Origin of the sequence: Pseudomonas sp. H26/SER47-MNA-CIBAN-0231 (assembly GCF_040310465.1) — a bacterium.
Lineage (GTDB): Bacteria > Pseudomonadota > Gammaproteobacteria > Pseudomonadales > Pseudomonadaceae > Aquipseudomonas > Aquipseudomonas atacamensis.
Genome location: NZ_JBEOPW010000007.1, coordinates 18806 through 38807, shown reverse-complemented (window position 1 = coordinate 38807; position 20002 = coordinate 18806). Strand labels below are relative to the sequence as shown.

Below are 20002 nucleotides of genomic sequence, written 5' to 3'. Positions count from 1 at the left end.
ATTTAAAGATTCTAGGGGCGATTCTTAATGTCGAAGAGTGAGAGTGACAGTTTAATAATATCAACTGTTGATGCACTTACTAAGTTTTCGCTGGATTTGATTCCGGGCGCTAGCCAGGCTAAAGCTGTTTATGAACTGATGAAGGTGGTTGGCGATAATGTCGGCAAGTATCAGGAAAGAAGAAATGAAAAAAGAGTGAAGGATTTTCATCGCGGGTTATTGGGTGGTAATTCGACTCTGATAGGCGATCTGCTGGACGTAGAGGATTATCACGCGCTACTGAAAATATGTTTGGACGACGTTGAGGACGATAAGTCGGGTATCTATGGTCAGTTTGCCAGAGCTATTGCTGCTGGTAAGGTAAATGAAAAATATAAGAGATACTTGATCATTATTCTAGGTCAGCTTAGTCATCAACAACTGGAAAAACTAAGGCGTGGCTGGGTTGCAACCAATTACACCTTAGTGCACCGTAGTGCCAATGGTAGTATTTCTCCAAAAAGCGTTTTGTTGGGGGATGAAAATGAAATTATGGATGAGATGGACTATGAGTCTCTTTCTGTAAGAAAGCTTGTAAAAGAAGGAGAACTGACGAAGCTGGGAAATCAATTGGCTGAATCGTGCTTCAGGCGCGATCAGCTTATGCCTGAGGCGATAGGTGAAACGTCATGGGTTGGTGGGGCGCTAGATGTAATTACTGCAGAAACAGTTCATCACTCTACGATGCAGTTCCTTGAGAGATTATTGTCTTTGATGCATTCTTCGCTGGTGAAAGCTAATCTATATGACCCGGTAAATGAGTTTTATCGGTCGGAGCTTTTGGATGCGCTGCCTTTCTGTATTGTCCTGATCAGGGATGTTTCTCTTTTTCGAATACATATGTGTGCGATAAGAGGGATGACTGATGGTAGGGATACAATTTTAGCGTTTATCGGAAAAAAAGATAGTGAGCTTGTCGATTTGTTCAATGCCAGTGATGTGCTTGAATGCGATGAGACGGATCAGAAATCTCAAACTGACATGATGAACAAAATTAACCAGGCGGTAAGGCGTAAGGTTAAGCTTGCAAAGAAATCCCAATAAGCAGTCTCTGCGAAATATCATTTACTGGGTTTTTAGGGGTCATCTCTCTTAGAGCTTATGCAGTTATCTATACTTAGACCAACCTGGGCGGCCATCTAGTTCTTCCAGAAGATCATCGTCATCGTGTTTCGCCCGAATGCCGTTCGGCACCGGGCGAGGATCGAGCTCTTCGAAATTCAGGATCGATTGAGTCTGCCTGGTCGGCGCGTGATAAGTGGCTTGTTCGTAGCAGGCGAACCGCCGAGCATCATCGCTGGTGCTCCAATCTGTTCCCTCAATGTCTACCTCATGAAGGCCGCTTATTCCATCCCGGTGCGCTTTGGCTGCGGCGGAGTTTTGAGGAAGGGGAATTCCTTTGGTGATCCACACCCTGGCATCGCGCAGCGCCTTCGAACCAATCGAATACTTGACCACGCCATCCTCCGCGACGACGAACGCCACGTGACCATCTGCAGCCTGAGCGAACCTGGAAGCGATACACGAGCGGGAGGCCTGAAAGTGATCAGCCAATTCGGCAAGATGCTCCAAGGTGAAATTCCTTTCCTCCGCCATGGGTTGGATCATTGACCAGGGCACCAGGCACTCGGCAGCAAAGATGTCGCACGAAATCTCTTCTTGGTGACGCCCCGTGAAGCGTTCAAGCTCTTCAGCTGGCACCATCTCACCATGCCTAGACGGCAGCTCAAGGACATGGTGTGCAATTTCATGGAGGATGGTGAAGCGCTGTCGAACCAAACTATCCTTTTTGTTGACCCAGATGTGTTTCTGGCCGCGCCTTTCAAAAGTGCTGCCCGCTTCACCATCGGGGAGTTCAACGCACGAAACCTTGAAGCCCAGATGAAGAGCAAGCGCCTCTACATCAACAGGTGCTGTATTGATGCCAGCGTCCTTCAACAGTTTCCTGGCTCGTGAGATCACAACGTTCTCGTCCATGAAGCTCCTCGTCGCTACATCTGCTGAATAAGTTCGATCCGCTTGAGCCAGGCCTCTTCGGTGTCTGGACGCTCACCTCGGAAGCTCATCGTGGCGACGTCCTCAAAATCTTCCCACGGTATATCCATCCGGGAAATCATGAGCTGGTAAAGCGCGTTCTCGACGGTCACTGACTTGGCCAGCAATCGAAATACATCGCTTTCTCTGTCGTCGAGCTCAAGCGCTTGGCTCAGCCGCATGACAACATCATCGGACGGTGCTGCCCGGTCTCCCTTCTCCAATCTCCAGATATATGCGTGATCCAGGTCGCCTGCACGCCTCTCTAAGTCCCGAAAGCTCAGCTCTTTTCGTTCACGCATGGTTGCGATGAACCCGGCCAAATCCATTTTTTTCTCCAACCTCTTGCATTGCCCAAACGGGCGGGAGTAGTCTGTTGTCTAGCAAGACAACAGCTCGCGATTCATGATTCATGATTCATGATTCATGATCCATGATAAGCGGCTTTTTTTTGAAGTCCACTGTTGTCTGGCTAGGCAACGACCCTGCGGTCGTTTTTTAAGAGCTATGGTGTTGTCTGGGCAGGCAACGGCTCATCTAGTTCAAATGCGAGGATTCATCCATGACACAGTTGAACGATTTAGAGATTGAAGACGTTGCCGCCGCACTTGCTGCAGGCCGCGAGGTGCGTGACCACGGCCCGTACAAAATCCAGCTCGGAAATGATGCGCTCGAGTACCGGCCACTGGTGATTGCTGACCCCGTACCAACTGGGCAGCAGGTGTTGGAGGCTGCAGAACTCCGCCCGGTGGACGAATACCTGCTGTTTCAGGTTCTCGCCAATGGCCACTTGGAGCTGCTCAGCCCCAGTGAGACGACTGACTTGCGCCAGGCTGGCGTCGAGAAGTTCTTGGCATTCAAAAATGATCGCACATTTCGCTTTTTCATCGATGGTGAGGCTCAAGACTGGGGTGCACAGCGCATCTCTGGGCGCACCCTCAAGCTACTCGCCGGCGTCGATGCGCAGAAATACGACATCTTTCTGGTCATCCCGGGTGATGACGATGAACTGATCGAAGACCGTGATCTGTTTGACCTGGGTCGCCCTGGTGTGGAGCACTTCGCTGCGGTTCAGATCAACATCAAAGTCTTCGTCAACACGCAGCCAGTGGTTGTTCACTCCCGCACTTTGTCGTACTGGGAGGTGGTGCATTTGGCCTACCCGGATGCACAGCCTGGCCCTAACTCCTACTTCACCGTGACCTACGCCAAGGGCCACGAAGGCAACTCGCTGACCAACCTGGTTGATGGCCAACACGTCCGTATCAAGAAGGGGATGCACTTCAATGTCACACCAACTGATAAGTCGTAGTCCTCACCTCCTGAGCCTTCGCAACGAAGGGTATAACCTGGACACCAAGGAAGGTTATCTCTTGGTTCGGGACGTGCCCTACGTGAACGCTGAGCGTCAGGTGGGCAAAGGTGTGTTGGTTATGGCGCTCAATTTGGTGGCTGATGTTGCGGGCCAACCGAGCGACCATACAGCACATTTCATTGGTGACCGCCCTTGCGATTCGCAAGGGCGTCCCCTCGAAGAGATCATCAACAACAGCAATCTGAATCCGCTGTTGCCGGATTTGGTTGTGAACCACTACTTCTCAGCCAAGCCCCGTAGTGGCAATTACCCTGATTACTACCAGAAAGTCTCGATCTACGTATCGATCCTTAGTGGCCAGGCCCAGGCCATCGACCCAAGCGTCACTGCCAAAACCTTCGCCCCTATTCGGTCGGAGACTGAAGACACAGTGTTTGCCTATACGGACACGGCGTCACCACGTGCAGGGATCGGGATGCCCACTCATAAGTTCAAAGGGCTAAAGATTGCAATTGTAGGATTGGGCGGTACTGGTGCCTATATCCTGGATCAAGTCGCGAAAACTCCGGTGGCGGAGATCCATCTCTACGATGGCGATCTGCTCCAGCAGCACAACGCGTTTCGCTATCCGAGCGCTGTGCCGTTCGCCACATTGGAGCGGGGCCTGAAAAAGGTGGAGTATCTCCAAGAGGTGTATAGCCAGATGCATCGTGGGATCACTCAGCACCCGTGCATGATCACTCCTGAGAATGTGGGCGAGCTCCGGCGATTCGACTACGTGTTTCTTTGCGTGGACAACACCTCTGCACGGGCACTGGTCGTCCGGGAGCTCATCGGAACTCGTGCCTCATTGCTGGACGTCGGGATGGGGGTGCATCTGGTCAACGATACTCAGGAAGTCTGGGGAACCTGCCGGGTCACCGCCGTAACACCCACCCAATTTGACCACGCCGACCGTACCTTGCCGCTGACCGAGAATGAGGCAGAGGATGCTTACCGCTCGAACATTCAGATCGCTGATTTAAATGCGCTCAACGCAGTACTCGCGGTGGGCATGTGGAAAAGGCTCTGTGGTTTCTACGTCGATCAGTGCCAGGCTGGCCACGTAACTTACGCGACCAACCTCAATGAGATGGGCAACAGCGAGGAGCGCCCATGACCATCAAACGTCTCGCACCGCAATTCGTTGAGCACTTCCCGGAGACTTTGATACCCGGTGAGCTCTATTTGGCCATGGAGTTCGCAACTGCAGCACACCTGTGTGCCTGCGGTTGCGGAGTCAAAGTGATCACACCGTTCTCTCCAACCGACTGGCAGATGTCATTCGATGGTAAAACGGTGTCGCTCAAGCCCTCAATCGGTAACTGGACATTCAAGTGCCGCTCGCACTATTGGGTACGCTCAGGTCGCATTGAGTGGGCAGGGGACATGTCTCAAGAAGCGGTCAACGCTGGGCGTAAACGGGACGCTGAAGCAAAGGCACGAGCTCAGGGTGCTAAACCAAGTGCCGGGCGTAATCAACCGGTACCGGCAGTTCAGCCAGAGATCCAAGAGACTTCGCTGTTTGGAAGGCTGAGAAAATGGTTGGGGTTGTAATGGCCACCTTGGTCACTTACGTCCCACTGTTTATGGGGACAGACAATCGGGCCGTGGAAGGAGGGGGCCCGAATTCCTGCGATTGAACCGGCCTAACCTGGGCTGAATACCCCCTGCCTTTGCACCATTACGGTGCTCAAAAAGTGGCAAATTACACTTTAAGTGTATGACAGCCATATGCCATACTGGATCTATCCAATGATTCTTGCCCTGTTCGGGCACCTCCTTGCTTGGAGGTTTTTGGCGTTTCAGCGCCGCTAGCAGGAGAGGGCCGGCCTTTGTTTGCATGAAAATGCACCAAGTGTTCCGGAGTTACCGTTTGGCTGATTCTGAGACTGTTTGCCCCTGAACCTTGGAGCTTTCTCTCGGTCTGAACTACAGTCGTGGTGCCGTTAGTCGGCTGCAGACAGGTGTCGCTTGTCGAGCTAGGTGTTGGACTCGATAATCCGCGCCGCCGCAAGCATGTCGAGTACCACATTGCAGTCCAGTTGAATCAAGGTCGAGCATTGGTGAGAGGCTGTATCTACAGTGAAAAATACTGACCTGGGGAAGGAAAATATGGGCCTGGAGCGTCTGTTCGAGGAAACTCGTAAACGTATGGGAGCCAGTCGTGAAGATCGACTGAAGGCTGCCCGTGACCGTTCTGAAGCGTTCAATCGCCGCGCGGCAGAAGATTTTGCTGCCCAGCGAATGGATCGTGACCTACTAGCCCGTACCTGCAGTTTGTAAGCTACCCCTACATTCATTCAATAGAGCAGCCTTATAGGCTGCTTTTTTTTTGCGCGATCACAATGACTCCATACCTGGTTTCCAAATTCCAAAAGGCAACGTTGAGTGCCTTGATCCGCGAGTGTTTCGACGCCGATTTTGCGGACATTTTCGCCAAACCTCAGGTCTCGTACCTGTTCAAGTACCTGGAGGAGTTGAATGCAGAAGGGGTACTGCTGGAACCCGAGTACATCGACCGTGAGTTCCTGGAGGACTTCTCCAACTACTACGTCAAGCGCTTTGGCAACGACGGCTATATCTGCTCACGCCTTCATTTTTTCAAATGTCCCATCAGCCATAAGGACATGGACGATCTCCTGCTAGGGCGGCCCGGAACTGCGCTGACTGCTGAGTACCTCCAAGAAAACTACCTAGGCTTCATGGTGGTGAAGCCGCTGACCAAGACCTTTGTTGGCAAGACATGCCTGCAAGTAATCGGTGAGCCGAATATGGGGGCGGGGGTTCGCAAAAAAATCGCCCGCCGATATGACGTCAGTCTCTTTGGCATCGACCTCTACGTCGACTCGATTGCTTTCCAGGAGCAAGACAAGGTAGTTGCTGCCTGCGCAACAACCGCCGTCTGGACGGCGCTCCATGGCTTCCCAGGACGAGATGTCAGAAGCGTCACGTCCTGCAGCCAAATCACTACGACTGCACTCGATCTCGCCGATAGCTCTGGCAATGGCTTCCCCAATCACGAGCTGAGCAATGAGCAGATTCAGCGTGCACTAGACGCTGAAGGACTCCGCTACCATGCGACTCAGTTGCGGGAGCGTTCGTCCGACTGGTTCGCTCACTACGTCGCTTCGCACGTCGACAGCAACTTGCCTGTCATCCTGACAGGTATGGTTTACGGTCTTGAACGTACTCCCGAGAGGAAGTGGGAGGTCGTGGCGCGGGGCGGCCATGCTATTACCTTGCTTGGTTATGACTTCCGTGACGGGGTTCGGTCGATCTACATGCATGATGACCGACTGGGCCCGTATGCCAGAGCACAAATTATTACGCTCAAAAAACTGCTAGGCCCCGACACCCCTCCTGGTATGGCAGACACCTGGGTGATAGCCATTTCCAAGCGTAGTGAAACAGGAGTGTGGGCGAAAAAGCCTCATGAGTTTCTACTGCCCGAGGCTTCGATTGCATTGGCTGCGAAGAAGGCTCGCCTGGCATACACCTATGCTTACCAGACGGCCCAGCGGATCAATATGGAGGTGGACAAATGGATGACCTACCTCTGCCGTGAACTCGACATTGAGAGGCAGGCTACAAGCCATACCATTAGGCTGGTCACAGTTTCGGAAGCGCGCCAAGGGGTGCTCGAGTTCGATGCTACGAACCAGCTTGGTAACTCGCTGCTTACAGAGAAACACCATCTCATAGTCACTGAGTCAACGGTGGAGAGATGGGCGCAGGAGAAAATCAAGTTCCTGACCAGCCATATTGCCCGGTGGCAATGGCAGATCGATTTCCGTTGGGGCGATCACCAGACCTTTCGGATCTTGCTCGACGCTACAGATATCCCGGCGGGGAATGCGGTTGCGGGTGTATTCATCTTTGATCTGCTCTACGGCCAGATCGCGCTGGGGGCGTTCAATGAAATCTTGGCCAAACTGGATCCACCTGAACAGCCACATTTCTACAACGCTTTCCTGAAAAGCCTCAAACGACGCGCGGATGACTACGCCGGTAATTTGCAGAAAAAGTATGGGGCTCTCCGGGCACCCAACTACTTGAAGGCTGACGAGGTCTCTGAGACTGGCGAGGGTAAGAACCGTACGACGAAAAGCTTCTACGATCCCTCTGAAAAGCGCCTCAGGACGCTTTTCGGTGCGATATCGAAGGACAAGTACCGGAACCTTATCTGGGCAATCGGTAAGGACGGAATTCTCTACGTCGCCGAGGACATCACCAAGCCAGTAATTCTTGGCCACCCAAGCATGACGGGTCTTCAGCCAGCACGGATAGCCGGTGAAATGTGGTGTGAGTTCGATGGCAAGAAGCACATGTGGTTCGTGAATTCTGAATCCGGTCGCTACAGCCGTGACTACAGTACGCCTGAGGTATACCTGGCGAATGCGATCCGGAAAATTTCTTCCATCTTCCCTACCGAGAAGTTCTCCCTCGGGGGCAAGCGGCCAAGAGCTGAAGATCCCGCAGCAGGCAGCCCTGTGGCAGTCAATATGGATCCTGAGCCTAACCCGACGCAATGAGTGACACGGCAGAACCTTCTGGACGCTAGAAGGTGCTGCCCTCGATCCGAAAATATGCGCTTGACGTTAACCATGTATGGATATACAGATTTCTCAATTGCGTAAATATACGGTGCCAATCCTGGTCGCAGCGTTGGGGACGCCAGCACGGATCGTGAGGCATGGAGAGAAAGTCCCTTAACCGGGGCTTTTTTTGTCTGAAATTCGAGTGAAGTTGGCGCAGCCCTTGCGCAATGCACTATAGGGTCGCTGAGCACGATGCCATTGCTGTCTTGCCATCGCTCCTTCGAGCCATAGGCTCGGCTGCGTGGACACTGAATAAACCGTAATGGTCATCGCACGAAACGCTTGAGTGACCGGCGACTCGAAATCACCTGCTCTCGTATCTCATCAGGATCAATCGACATTCCGCCGTCTGGGGTCACGCGCAGAGATTTCAGGTTGTTGAGGGCAGTTATGAACGCCCGATCTCTGGCTTGCTCTTGGCCTGATCTGTTGTCTCGACAAACGAGTCCTATCAATCGACCGAACCACTTCATGCCGCACTCCTTATTTCGTGTTCCATGACAGCATTTCAGCGATGCGCATGAGAGGTTAAATGAGAGAGCGAGTAGAAGCGAGATATTGGACGACCTGCTCCAGCCCCGCTCGGCATGCGATGAGATCGCGTGGTCGACCACTCAGACCTCGATTCATGCTGGTTAGCCAGACCTTTGCATTTTGCTCGTTTCCTGCGACGGCGAGCAGTGACTCATACAACTCAACCATGAGCATGGCCTGGCTCCACGCTTCGGTGCTAGGTTTGAGTTGCTCATGACCGTTACGTAGACGCAGCACAGTGGAAACCTGCTCGCCCAGAACAGCTGACAGATCAGTGTCATCAAGACCTAAGCTTTCTCCGGCTCGGATAAAGGCTTTGCTAAGCACAGCGTTTTCTGCGATCGATGTGACTGATTTCATGCGCCACCATATGATCTGTGATGGCCGATTTTAACTAGCCATCTTTATTGAGCAGTATGGCCGCATCTGACCGGTGAACGGTTCCAGCGGCCAGCAATAAATGGTCTGTAACGTAGTTTTGTGCTTTGTAACTCTGCTTACGTTACAGCGCACAAAATTACGTTACAGACCTCAGAGGGCGAGGGGCGAAGGCAAGCGGAGCGCGCAGGCGTGAGGATGGAAGCCCGCCAGGGCCAAGACCAGCGCAGCGCGTGGGCTTGGTTTACGACAGCCGTCCCCGACGAGGGCACGCCCAAGACCATGGCCTGTCACCAGCCCGTATAATGAGTAACCATGTGTCCCCAGTCCGAGAGCGCCACCCCATCGCTGCGAAGGATGTTCATTGCCTCGGCGGCAGGGATTTTGGTTGGACAGCCCCCAGTCAAATATGTCTTATCTTTGCCCTGGCAGTACAAGTGCATGATCGTTAAAACCATGATTTGTTGCAGGGGCGACATGGCGCGATAGCTCTTCCGCATTTCCTTCATGGATTCTGAGTTAAGCTCTTGATCGCCTGACCAGTTGAAACCTCGAGGCCGCAAGTTGTAATGCCAGCCTGGACTGCCCCAAGCCCGCTCGACACGCTCAAAACAACCTTCAAGCGAATAGGCCTCTACGATGCCCCAAACTGCTTGTCCAAAAATATTTCCACGTTCTGATGCACTGGGAAACGTAGGGATACAAGCACCGCAAACCATCGCCAACGCCGTGTGCTCGATACCATCCATGCAGGGCACTTTGTCTACCATGTCGACCAGCGCCCAGTCAGGGAAACGGCCAGCAGCAAACGTGGCGTTAACTGCTGCGTAGGCCGCCAAGGCTACTGGTTCTCGCGAGTGATGGATGTAGGAGTGGCTGACGGTTTGAACATTCGTGAATGCCCATACACCTGCCGAGGGCTGATGGACGCCAATCTCAGACAGAAGTCCTTTGGCTTGGTTAACGTAGTTATTGTTCATGTCGATCTCCTAGCTTCACTTTGTGGTCGAGCGATTGCAAAATGTTAAAATTTGACGAAGCAGTTCTTCGAGCTGTCGATGCTCGTTTGAGGATAAAAACCCCACTGGATCAAGCGCATCTTTTGAGCTGAGCTCATACTTTTTACTGTCAGGGGAAATGCAGTTGTCGCAGTAATCGAAATCACCGCAGTCAATAAACAATGTGATAAGAAATTTACTAATTATTTAATGGTTGACAGGCGATCCGTTAGGAACAAAATCGATGACGTTCGTGTACTTTTTCCACCGCTGCTCATAATCGTCAATCTGATCGAGGAGGAACAGCTCGCGGGCTAGGGCGGCTTTCCACAACTCTTCAAAACGCTCGGATTCATTACGGAGCTGTGCGAGTCGAGCCTTCAGTTGGGTCACTTGACCATTTTTTTTGGCGCTCTTTTCTTTCTGAACGGCGGCGTAATGCTCGATATCTGCGATAAGCTGCGCGTAAATTTCACGATCTTTCCTGATTAGACTTGGATCCTTGCCGGCCTCGAGCGCTACAGTGCGGAACGAAATGCGGGTGCCTTTTTCGACCCGCTCCGGCTTGTTGTTAGCTAGGCGGAGTAGGGCGTCGTAAAGTTCTTGTAAGCCTGTGCCTTTAATATTGGTATTCATAAGTCTGCTTAGTTCAAATGGCTGAGTATTACTTCGTAGTCTTTGATGTTGCGTTGCTCCATCCTGTACTCGAAGGATTTTGGATCAAGATCCATGAGATCAATCTGGGCGTGCTCAATGACGGACTTGACATTGCTTGCTTTGAGCACGGAACTGGCGCACCCGAAGCAGTTCGTGAAATTGCCATGAGCTCGTTCGTTACAAGGTTTGCTACTTGCACACCCACCCAGTGGGGTTCGTTGGTAAGAAATCAGGCCTTTTTTGGCCTTTTGCATGGTTTCTTCAGCAGTATGTCGGTAAATAATTCTATCGGGGTCATTCGCTTTGCTCATCGTTGTTACACGCTCACCATGGCCACCATGCAGCTTCTCGCTCGAATACAAAACATCATGTAGATATGAAATCCACTGCGCGTCATTCATGGCATTTTGGAATTCTTTCGCAAGCTCGGGACTTTTCAACTTCATGTTGTACCCGCCCGCAGAGCAACCGCGTTGATAGTAAATGCTCATGGACTCGGTAAGGTGGGTCAAGAGTCTTTTGAGCTCAGGAATATCGAGGACTTGGCTTTGAGCGCCGAAAACAGCCATAGTCCTGCGGAACTGATGTGATGCGATTTTCCATGGTTTACCTACCTTGTATTTTGGATCTGAGCGCCAGTCTGCAAGCGGGTCGATTGTCTCAAGCTGAAGGATGTCTGCTTCTTCAATAAAGATGGGCGGAAGGTACTTTTCATATCGCGTAAAATCTTTGATAATCACCGTTTTCCCAGGGTCGGTCTTACAAAACGGTAAAAAACTCGGCGTCAGAAGTAAGCAGTCGCTACCAGCTGTATCTCGAGGTACATGAGGGGCGATGATAGATTTAATTAACTGCAGGCTCTTAATTGGTTCAGAAATTAGCTCATTGGCAATCCAAGCAGTATCCTTAATAGTTCCCGATAGCTTTGTTGAAATACCCATCAGATAGATTCCCTTTGAACTCCAACCCTCGGCTGGTTTAATGCACTCGTCTTCCAGTAGTTTGGCCTCGTGATCTCTCACTAAAGTGTAAATGTGAATCAGGCATTTGGCGCAGTGCTGTACAAGGGAAATATGCCGTACTAAGTTATCGGAGTGTCGAATTTTATATTTTTCGCAGAAATTCGTGAGGTTGTGATCGCTCAGTGCTTTGGAAAAATTTTTACTTTTTTGTTTCTGTTCTGATAGTTTTTCGGCAGTCGTGTGATATCTGCTGGCTTTACTTATGTCTCGACCGTACAGTGGGTTTTCGGCTAATTTTGCTGCGAGCAATTTAATACTATCGCCGTGCTTAAGAAAGTCTAGTGTAATGTCGTTGTAGTGATGGTAGCGAGCATGGAGGATGCGACTTGGAATAACGGGTGTCTGTTTTTCGTTGTCATATCTGGCGCTACCTCGTTGATGTAACGCTTGAAACAAATGTTTGTGTGGTTTTAGTATTAGTTTATTTGAAGTTAATTTTATATAGTCTCTTAACATTTTTGTTATGTTGGATGCGTGGTTGACTTGTATTTTGTTTACGAAGTCAATGTGCGCAGGTGAAGATATAATTTCCTGAAGCGTAATGTTTTTTTCGTCCGCGCATTTTGTCAGAGTACGCAGAGCGTTAAATGACAATCTAATACTTGAAATTCTTAACGCTTTACCCTGAAAGTTTAGTGAGAAAATGTTTGTAGCTAGCAGCAACTGCGAGGTTTTGATATTGTTTGTGTTGAAGATTGCCTGGGATCTATATGACTGAAAGTCAAGTGAGGTCGAGTCAGTGGGCACGAGACGCAGCTGGGGGAAATCCCAATACAATTCCCGAAGTAAAACTGGTTGCCCGTTTAGGCGATAGCTGATGATGCTGGAGTCGCAAAGATTATTCAAATCCATCCCGATATGAGCAACATTTATTTTATCGTTCGGAATTCGCTCATTTATTAAGCTTTCGGTACTATGTGCGTTACTATTCATACTATTACCTTCAAGCGGATGAGCCGCTCTAAATGTCGTTCCCAATAGTCGGTTAACGTGTTGTTCAGATATACATCTTCTCGCAAGTCTTTTAGGGTTTGGCCCAGTGAAGGATTCACGACTAGCATTTCATGCAGGAGTTGATCAATTTTTTTCAGTGTGGGCCCGTGGATTAACTCGAAGTGTGTGAGGCTGGCGCTCGATTGGATCATTTGTTTGGTGAAAAATTCTAGACTTATCAGTTTCCAAGCATCGTCACGGTTTGCATGCACCTTGTGGTGAGCGCAATTTAAACAGCCAACTTCGCTTTTACAGTCCGGTTCAGTGGTGATTTGCGCAATGTTGATTTTCTGCGGTGCACCCTCACTTGAACACCCCCCAACGGGGGTCAAACAGGGGTGTGGGCTACCAAAGAACTCATTAACCGCTGCGTGAAACTTACCAATCTGATCCACCGCATTCTTCTCACCCGCCTTTAAATAGTTGGATCTTTGCGTGCGCTCGCTGTGCCCGAGGAGAATTCGAGAGGCTTCGTGGCCGTGATTTTTTGCCACATAGCTATCTTTGTAGTTTCTAAAACTTTGATAGCTAAGACATGGCACAGTTGGGTCAATGAATCTGCATACGCGATCATATAGACGGCGGAGTATGTTAGTATCAAGTATTCTGTAATTTGACATGCTGTTGCCGTCAAAGCCTACGAAGAGGTAGGGGTGGTCATTACCCATGCATAAGTAGTCTCTCAGTTGGACATATTTTTTGAAGTGTTTGATGAAGTCAGCTTTGACGCGAACTGAAATTTCTTTGTTGTTAGCCCGAAATTTTATGGATCTCATGCCGATTTCTTCATCTTGAGTTACTATATATTTGGCATCCCACGGTAGTTCGCGCAAGGGGGATTCATTAATTGCGGTTGCTGCAACAAACATCGCGACAAAACAGTCGTGGGCAAATCTTGCCAAAGATGCTCGATATTTGTTGTTTTTGGATGAGTTGGCTAGTTCTAATCTCGACTCATATGATTTTTTTGCCTGAAAATAATAATTGTCATAGTTTCCACTGCGGCGGGCTTTATATTCTTCGAAAGTCCTCATGCAAGCTTTGCTGTAGTCAAAAGACAAAGACCCAGCAGTCCGCGCTCCGCCTTTACCGAGAATTTTGCTGGTGATTAGCGTGTATTTATCGTCCGCTACTATCCAGGCATAATCGTCTTTGATTTTTAACTTGTATGGGATTTGCTCTTCTTTTGTTAAGAAATCCGTGAGCCCGATGAATAGGGGTTCGTATGTCTGGAGGAGATATTTTACCGATTCTAGACTCGGGGGCTCGATTTCCTTCGTAGCTTTGTTGTGAGGTCGTACAATTAGAGGTAGTTTCGTGAACAGATAGCTTTCCTCCGGGAACATTTGTTCTCCGCAAGTCTTGCATACTGTCTGCATACGCCTGCGCGTGTCGTATTCTCTATGATCGCCATTTAGGTGTTGAGTGAAGGCAACCAAGGCATCGTGATATAACTCAGGCGTGTTAAGAAAATTTTCAAGTCCGTTAGCCTCGCACCATTTTGCCATGATTACCCAATCCGCAATTGCGGAATAGGCAGAGCTTAGAGCTGTTTTGGTGAGGCTCATGCTGATGATGTGGCTAGCGAGGTTTTTTATCCTCGCTAGTCGCTTGGGTAGGCGAGTTGATAACTTAACTTTTCTCCTTGCTCTGCTACCCGAACGTTCGCCAAAGCAAAAAGCTCCAAAATCAAAAGCATGTCGATGGCTGAACCGGACAAGAATTGATTCGATAGGATTTTTTTCCAGCATATTTTGGGCTTCGGTAAGTAATTCTGCGTAGTTAACCTGGACGTCCAGACGAATTTCGCAATAAGATCTGTCGTCCATTATTGATTTTCTATAAGGCTCAGGATGTGCTTTTGATAATCTGTATCAGCCTCGTGCACCAATTGGTTAATCCTCCTGTAGTCCAAGTAACTCATGGTGGTTTTGCGGCTCGAATGGTGCAGACGCTTGGCAACGTAATCGATCAATTCTAGGTAGCCAATCTTGCCTTGTGTCAGGAGCTCTCTGCGCTCTTCTACCAAATTCATTCCGAAAGAAGCCCTTAAGTCGTGGAAACTAAATTTAAAGTTATGGCCGCGTGCTTTGATTAGCGGCAATAACGTGTCTCTCATAAATTTTCGTACAGCAGAACCCTTTTCATGGTTCTTGTATTTGTGTTTGTCAAGCTGGCTCACATACAAAGGCTTTCCGCTCCTACTCAAAAAAATGTATTGTTCAGTTTCATCTCTTTCCAGTGCTTGCTTTTTACGGCCCTGGTAGCGTTCGGATTGGAGATAGGTAAAAAGTCGATGATGCACCCAGCCAGGTACTTGAATATTCTGTCGCTTACCATATTTTGTATCTACGAGTGAGCCTTCCCCCGCTTTGATTGGGTATGTGGCGATGTCATTTGCATAGGCGTCGATCACATTGCCGATACGTATTGTTAGTACTGTTTGGATTCGCATTCCTGAGAAGAGCGCCAACAGAAACGCGAGCAGCATTTCTGTATTGCCTACCATAATCAGTCCTTCAATGACTGCATCCTGCTCAAACTTGTTCAAGGGCCGTAGCTTTCCTCCGTCGTAAATGAAGTCACTCGTCTCTTCCTTGTTTTTTGGGAAGGTTAGGTCTGTAGTGATGACCTCTCGGAATCGCGTTACGCCGTATCTATCGGTGCGGGTGATATGGGAAATCTTTTCTTTCCAAGGTGGTTTCGTCGGAATGTAATTTCGATACGTCATTCTCCATCGATAGTAGCGGATCATTGAGCGGATCTTGTTGTTAACGCCTTCCGCATCTATCTCGTTTCGTGCAATAGCTAACTTGAAGTGGGCTTTAAAGACGTACGTCGGCCTTTCAAATTCCCTTCCTTTGAAATCGAGATGATCTTGATTGTGAGCGTGCATCACATTCATGAATTCTCTGAGGTTGACAGCCTCAGCGCCTAAAGTCTGGTCAGAAAGTTTAGGATACTGTCCGGCCCGCCATAATAGAAAAAGGTTCCCCTCCACCCAGGGAGTGCCATCTGGTTGAAGAATGATCTTCATTCCTTGGATGTAGTTTTCGTCTTGGTACCGCACCGGGTAAAAAAAGGGAGGCTCTGTTGGGAGTGAGATCATCGATTCAATTGGGTCTTCGTAGCACTTGGTGAAAGGAGTAAGAGCTTTAAGTTCCACTGTTGTGTACATAGCGAGCTTGCAAGTTAGATTTCAGGGGGAAGCCTGAGTTTCCGCTCTGGCTCGATTTAGGTAAGCCAAAAGATTAGCGGCGTTTAAAACTTTTGCAACATGTATTTTTATTGCTGGTTGCGATGGTGCATTTTAATTTTAATATATTGTCATGGTCTTTTTTGTTTGTTGCGCTAGTTTTTTATTAGGGTTGTGGGCGCTGGCTCTGCTGGAGGCCGCGTAATACCTAGAGGGAGGTTTTTTTATTTTTAATCAATTGACTCTGGAATATATCGACATGTCTGTAAATAATGAGTTAATCCGGTTTGTGAGTCCCTTGTATACGTCGATTCTAGGAGGTTATGGGAGGTGGCTGATGCATGTCTAAGCTCGCAATGCCTTTCAAGCAACGTGATTGAAGGGCTGGGCATTACTCTTGGCTGTAAACGAATTAATTACGTCAATTGCCAAGCCTTCTTCTGAGTCGATGTTTAAGGTTAATTGCCAAATAGAATTTATATCGCTAGAGAAAATTCGACGGGCGAAATTTTTTTTACATTTTTCGCTCTTTGGCCATTCATCCACGCCTCTCGGCGCATGCCTCGACGCCTCAGAGCATCGAGTTGTGGGGGCAACTACTGTGTGGTCATCCTGGGAGACGGCTAGACTAACCTGAAACTTCCAGGTGACATGGCTCGCTTGGGCCTTAGTGACATGGGCTCGAAGCTCAGGAAAGTAGTGCGACTCTCGCCAAATGAGGAGCCTACCCTGGATGGTGCTGGTGCTGGTGCTGGTGCTGGTGCTGGTGGTGCTTATTTAATCATCGGCCTTCATTATGTTGACATGCGCGGCGAAGATGGTATCCGGGCCCAAGCTCTGACCCAAGCTATGACGAAGATGGTGAGCAGCACGGCGAACTCGCTCATGAAGGAGACTACTAGCCCCGCTCGTAGGGGCACCAAGGCGTCGACGGGCGCTGCGTTCAAGCTGACCTAATCAATGTGGAAGGCTAGTGGCGTAACTGTCCAACAAGGGGCTGTAGCAAGCGTCGACCAAACTTTCACCCATCTAGGCGAAGCCCCAAGCTGCCCTTAGGCAAATAACTCTGAGTGCGCTGCACCTGAATGACCTTGCGTTGATAAGGGTGCTTCTGCACGACGATGAGTGTTGGTGGCCTTCGATATCTAACGTCTTTAAGGAGGCTATCGACTTCTAACTCTTAGAAAGGTGGTCTGCATTTTTGGCTTTGGATATCTAATAAGAAGCAACACACCCGCGCCCCTGTCGAGCACCGCCAGAACCAATTGAAGCTGCCTGAAGTGGACGTGTTCAAAAAAGTGGAATGACCAACTCGCTCACGGAGTGCCCCATCCTCTGAGCTCTTGCTCAAGAAAATCTGGCTCTATTTACCTACCCTTCGCGGGGTGCGATCAAGAGTGTCAGCGAAGGCGGTACACTAGGCCGCAGAGGGATGTGTTCTGCACGATTGGTAGAGCAGATGGTGGTGCTCAGGTTGGCTAAAGCTGCATCACAGCATACAGGCCTGTTGCTGTCCGGATTGCCGCGAACTCACGATACGTCGAAGTTGAATTCAACTCACGCGTAGTTCTGTACCTTGACCGTGTGCAGCGTGATGTCGACCACGTCGCCATCGGCACCGACTTGCGGCATCTCGATCCAGTCGCCGACGCGCAACATGTCGTTGCTGGTCAGTTGCACGCTGGCGACGAACGACAGCAGGGTGTCCTTGTAGACCAACAGAATCACCGCCGACATCGCACCCAGACCCGACAGCAGCAACAGCGGTGAGCGGTCGATCAGGGTGGCGACGATGATGATCGCGCCGAACACGTACAAAACCATTTTCGCCAGTTGCACGTAGCCTTTGATCGAGCGCGTGCGGGCGTGCTCGGTGCGGGCGTAGATGTCGAGCAGGGCGTTGAGCAGGGCGCTGACCGCCAGCAGCAGGAACAGGATGGTGAAGGCCAGCGCGACATTGCCGAGGAAATTCATCGCGGTTTTGCTCAGCTCCGGCACCAGGTGCAGGCCGAACTGGATCACCAGCGACGGCGTCATCTGCGCCAGTCGTTGAAACACCTTGTTGTGGCGAAAGTCGTTGATCCAGTGCAGCGCCGGCTGGCGGCCGAGCATGCGGCTGGCGTGCAGGATCAGGTAACGCGCCACTCGTCCGAGCACCAGCGCGATGACCAGCAGCACCAGCAGCGCCAGTCCCGATTGCAGAAGTGGGTGCTCTTCGAGCGTGCCCCAGAGGCCTTGGGCTTTGAGCCAGAGCTGTTTGATATCCATGAGCGAAACGTTTCTTCTGTAAGACGCGAGGGCCGATTAGAGCATTTAAGACGCTGTGTATTGCAGCGAGTGACAAATCGGGCAACAAAAAAACCACTGATTGTCGGCGTTTGCACAAAGAAACTCGGCCTGAGCGCTCGAAACCGGTAACCTATGCAGCTGTTTTTTTGCATATCTTCGAGGTAGCACCCGTGTTTTCCCAATTCGCCCTGCACGAACGCCTGCTCAAAGCCGTGGCCGAGCTGAAATTTGTCGAGCCAACGCCAGTGCAAGCCGCGGCCATCCCGCTGGCGCTCCAGGGGCGTGATCTGCGGGTGACGGCGCAAACCGGTAGCGGCAAAACCGCCGCTTTCGTCCTGCCGATCCTCAATCGCCTGATCGGCCCGGCGAAGATCCGCGTCAGCATCAAGACGCTGATCCTGCTGCCGACCCGTGAACTGGCCCAGCAGACCTTGAAGGAAGTCGAACGCTTCTCGCAGTTCACTTTCATCAAGTCCGGCCTGATCACTGGCGGCGAAGACTTTAAAGTCCAGGCCGCCATGTTGCGCAAAGTGCCGGACATCCTCATCGGCACCCCGGGGCGGATGATCGAGCAGCTCAATGCCGGCAACCTCGACCTGAAAGAAGTCGAAGTGCTGGTCCTCGACGAAGCCGACCGCATGCTCGACATGGGCTTCGCCGAAGACGTGCAGCGTCTGGTCGATGAGTGCCCGAACCGTCAGCAGACCATGCTGTTCTCCGCGACTACCGGTGGTTCCGGCCTGCGCGAGATGATCGCCAAGGTCCTGAACAACCCGGAGCACCTGCAGCTCAACGCGGTCAGCCAGCTCAACTCGACGACTCGCCAGCAAATCATCACCGCCGACCACAATCAGCACAAAGAGCAGATTGTGAACTGGCTGTTGGCCAACGAGACCTACCAGAAGGCCATCGTTTTCACCAACACCCGCGCCATGGCCGACCGCATCTACGGCCGCCTCGTGGCTCAGGAATACAAGGCGTTCGTGCTGCACGGCGAGAAAGACCAGAAGGATCGCAAACTGGCGATCGATCGTCTGAAGCAGGGCGGCGTGAAGATCCTTGTCGCGACCGACGTTGCCGCTCGTGGTCTGGACGTCGACGGTCTGGATCTGGTGATCAACTTCGACATGCCACGCAGCGGCGACGAATACGTACACCGCATCGGTCGTACCGGCCGCGCCGGCAACGATGGTCTGGCGATCTCGCTGATCTGCCACGGCGACTGGAACCTGATGTCGAGCATCGAGCGCTACCTGAAGCAGAGCTTCGAGCGCCGCACCATCAAGGAAGTCAAAGGCACCTACGGCGGCCCTAAAAAGGTCAAGGCTTCGGGTAAAGCGGTTGGTGTGAAGAAGAAAAAGACCGACGCCAAGGGCGACAAGAAAAAAACCGCCGCCAAGACACCAACCAAGCGCAAGAGCGTCAACCGTCCGAAGCCGGATTCTCTGGTGAGCAGCGACGGCATGGCCCCGCTCAAGCGCCGCAAGCCAGCCGAGCCTGCGGCTGAGTAAGCTTTAGCATCACATATAAAAAAACCGGACATTGTCCGGTTTTTTTTTCGTCTTAACTGTCAGCTTTCTTCTCCGCCGACCCCAGTTCCTTCAGACGCTGATCGATCAACTGGCACTTGTCCGGCAGATCGGCGCTGGCCGTGCCCAGATCCATTTTCTGCAACTCGGCGTTGATCTCCTTGGCCTTTTCCGGATTCTGCTCGGTGAGCTTGGAGACTTCCTTGGCCAGTTGTTCGCGTTTGATCGTCGCCTCTTCCGGCGTGCAGGCCCAGACGGGCAGGGCGCAGACAAGGGTGGCGGCGAGGGACAGCTTGATCAGGGTTTTCATGGGCAGGCCTCAGTTCCGGTTAAGGCGGGTTAACCGGTTGAGGGCCGAAGCCTGGTAAAAGTTCAGAA

General features: G+C 50.9%; 16 protein-coding genes and 1 pseudogene. 6 read left to right on the top strand and 11 right to left on the bottom strand.

Annotation, left to right across the window (positions count from 1 at the left end; genetic code table 11):
* Positions 1-27: 27 nt before the first annotated feature.
* Positions 28-1083, top strand: a complete 1056-nt coding sequence (locus tag AAEZ10_RS12980; protein ID WP_350569494.1) for a hypothetical protein — start codon at positions 28-30, stop codon at positions 1081-1083.
* A 63-nt stretch (positions 1084-1146) separates the two neighbouring features.
* On the opposite strand, the gene AAEZ10_RS12975 is transcribed toward AAEZ10_RS12980, so the two are convergent.
* Both AAEZ10_RS12975 and AAEZ10_RS12970 read right to left on the bottom strand, forming a co-directional pair.
* On the bottom strand, positions 1147-2016 hold the full coding sequence (locus AAEZ10_RS12975) for an ImmA/IrrE family metallo-endopeptidase (protein ID WP_041478942.1): 870 nt from the start codon (positions 2014-2016) through the stop codon (positions 1147-1149).
* A 14-nt stretch (positions 2017-2030) separates the two neighbouring features.
* Entirely contained in the window at positions 2031-2402 is a 372-nt protein-coding gene (locus tag AAEZ10_RS12970) for a helix-turn-helix domain-containing protein (RefSeq protein ID WP_041478943.1), read from the bottom strand.
* A 233-nt stretch (positions 2403-2635) separates the two neighbouring features.
* On the opposite strand from AAEZ10_RS12970, the gene AAEZ10_RS12965 reads away from it, so the two are divergent.
* The 4 genes from AAEZ10_RS12965 to AAEZ10_RS12950 all read left to right on the top strand — a co-directional run bounded on the left by AAEZ10_RS12965 (position 2636) and on the right by AAEZ10_RS12950 (position 7962).
* Complete coding sequence (locus tag AAEZ10_RS12965; RefSeq protein ID WP_041478944.1) at positions 2636-3385, top strand: multiubiquitin domain-containing protein; 750 nt, start codon at positions 2636-2638, stop codon at positions 3383-3385.
* Entirely contained in the window at positions 3360-4547 is a 1188-nt protein-coding gene (locus tag AAEZ10_RS12960) for a ThiF family adenylyltransferase (RefSeq protein WP_041478945.1), read from the top strand. Before AAEZ10_RS12965 ends, AAEZ10_RS12960 begins: the two co-directional genes overlap by 26 nt.
* The gene (locus tag AAEZ10_RS12955; protein WP_041478946.1) at positions 4544-4984 is read left to right on the top strand and encodes a ubiquitination-like system serine protease family protein; all 441 of its coding nucleotides are present in this window, start codon (positions 4544-4546) and stop codon (positions 4982-4984) included. Before AAEZ10_RS12960 ends, AAEZ10_RS12955 begins: the two co-directional genes overlap by 4 nt.
* An 830-nt stretch (positions 4985-5814) precedes the next feature.
* Positions 5815-7962 carry a hypothetical protein gene (locus AAEZ10_RS12950; protein WP_237143814.1) on the top strand — a complete coding sequence of 716 codons (2148 nt, stop codon included), beginning with the start codon at positions 5815-5817 and terminating at the stop codon, positions 7960-7962.
* Between the two features lie 594 nt (positions 7963-8556).
* Here AAEZ10_RS12950 and AAEZ10_RS12945 read toward each other — a convergent pair.
* From AAEZ10_RS12945 to AAEZ10_RS12915, 8 genes and pseudogenes are all read right to left on the bottom strand, one after another.
* Entirely contained in the window at positions 8557-8922 is a 366-nt protein-coding gene (locus AAEZ10_RS12945; protein WP_350569491.1) for an antitoxin Xre/MbcA/ParS toxin-binding domain-containing protein, read from the bottom strand.
* A gap of 308 nt (positions 8923-9230) precedes the next feature.
* Positions 9231-9920: a hypothetical protein gene (locus AAEZ10_RS12940; protein WP_041478950.1), complete on the bottom strand. Its 690-nt coding sequence runs from the start codon at positions 9918-9920 to the stop codon at positions 9231-9233.
* A gap of 15 nt (positions 9921-9935) precedes the next feature.
* Complete coding sequence (locus AAEZ10_RS27970) at positions 9936-10142, bottom strand: DUF7693 family protein (protein ID WP_502947694.1); 207 nt, start codon at positions 10140-10142, stop codon at positions 9936-9938.
* A 3-nt stretch (positions 10143-10145) separates the two neighbouring features.
* Positions 10146-10574, bottom strand: a complete 429-nt coding sequence (locus AAEZ10_RS12935) for a hypothetical protein (protein WP_350569490.1) — start codon at positions 10572-10574, stop codon at positions 10146-10148.
* A gap of 8 nt (positions 10575-10582) precedes the next feature.
* On the bottom strand, positions 10583-12550 hold the full coding sequence (locus tag AAEZ10_RS12930) for a site-specific integrase (RefSeq protein WP_350569489.1): 1968 nt from the start codon (positions 12548-12550) through the stop codon (positions 10583-10585).
* Positions 12547-14439, bottom strand: coding sequence for a hypothetical protein (locus AAEZ10_RS12925; RefSeq protein ID WP_350569487.1), 1893 nt, complete (start codon positions 14437-14439; stop codon positions 12547-12549). The genes AAEZ10_RS12930 and AAEZ10_RS12925 overlap by 4 nt, the downstream gene beginning before the upstream one ends.
* The gene (locus AAEZ10_RS12920) at positions 14439-15776 is read right to left on the bottom strand and encodes a site-specific integrase (protein ID WP_167351299.1); all 1338 of its coding nucleotides are present in this window, start codon (positions 15774-15776) and stop codon (positions 14439-14441) included. Before AAEZ10_RS12920 ends, AAEZ10_RS12925 begins: the two co-directional genes overlap by 1 nt.
* A gap of 1593 nt (positions 15777-17369) precedes the next feature.
* Positions 17370-18074: pseudogene (locus AAEZ10_RS12915) on the bottom strand (mechanosensitive ion channel family protein); the annotation flags it as partial.
* Positions 18075-18265: 191 nt separating this feature from the next.
* On the opposite strand from AAEZ10_RS12915, the gene AAEZ10_RS12910 reads away from it, so the two are divergent.
* Entirely contained in the window at positions 18266-19606 is a 1341-nt protein-coding gene (locus tag AAEZ10_RS12910; RefSeq protein ID WP_024012040.1) for a DEAD/DEAH box helicase, read from the top strand.
* A 52-nt stretch (positions 19607-19658) separates the two neighbouring features.
* Here AAEZ10_RS12910 and AAEZ10_RS12905 read toward each other — a convergent pair whose 3' ends face one another.
* Positions 19659-19934: a hypothetical protein gene (locus AAEZ10_RS12905; RefSeq protein WP_024012041.1), complete on the bottom strand. Its 276-nt coding sequence runs from the start codon at positions 19932-19934 to the stop codon at positions 19659-19661.
* Between the last annotated feature and the right edge of the window lie 68 nt (positions 19935-20002).

Bases quoted from the DNA above. Each gene is read 5' to 3' on its own strand.
- AAEZ10_RS12935 (WP_350569490.1), bottom strand. From the start codon at position 10,574: ATGAATACCAATATTAAAGGCACAGGCTTACAAGAACTTTACGACGCC.
- AAEZ10_RS12955 (WP_041478946.1), top strand. From the start codon at position 4,544: ATGACCATCAAACGTCTCGCACCGCAATTCGTTGAGCACTTCCCGGAG.
- AAEZ10_RS12960 (WP_041478945.1), top strand. From the start codon at position 3,360: ATGTCACACCAACTGATAAGTCGTAGTCCTCACCTCCTGAGCCTTCGC.
- AAEZ10_RS12975 (WP_041478942.1), bottom strand. From the start codon at position 2,016: ATGGACGAGAACGTTGTGATCTCACGAGCCAGGAAACTGTTGAAGGAC.
- AAEZ10_RS12965 (WP_041478944.1), top strand. From the start codon at position 2,636: ATGACACAGTTGAACGATTTAGAGATTGAAGACGTTGCCGCCGCACTT.
- AAEZ10_RS12905 (WP_024012041.1), bottom strand. From the start codon at position 19,934: ATGAAAACCCTGATCAAGCTGTCCCTCGCCGCCACCCTTGTCTGCGCC.
- AAEZ10_RS12930 (WP_350569489.1), bottom strand. From the start codon at position 12,550: ATGAATAGTAACGCACATAGTACCGAAAGCTTAATAAATGAGCGAATT.
- AAEZ10_RS12970 (WP_041478943.1), bottom strand. From the start codon at position 2,402: ATGGATTTGGCCGGGTTCATCGCAACCATGCGTGAACGAAAAGAGCTG.
- AAEZ10_RS12980 (WP_350569494.1), top strand. From the start codon at position 28: ATGTCGAAGAGTGAGAGTGACAGTTTAATAATATCAACTGTTGATGCA.
- AAEZ10_RS12945 (WP_350569491.1), bottom strand. From the start codon at position 8,922: ATGAAATCAGTCACATCGATCGCAGAAAACGCTGTGCTTAGCAAAGCC.
- AAEZ10_RS12925 (WP_350569487.1), bottom strand. From the start codon at position 14,439: ATGGACGACAGATCTTATTGCGAAATTCGTCTGGACGTCCAGGTTAAC.
- AAEZ10_RS12940 (WP_041478950.1), bottom strand. From the start codon at position 9,920: ATGAACAATAACTACGTTAACCAAGCCAAAGGACTTCTGTCTGAGATT.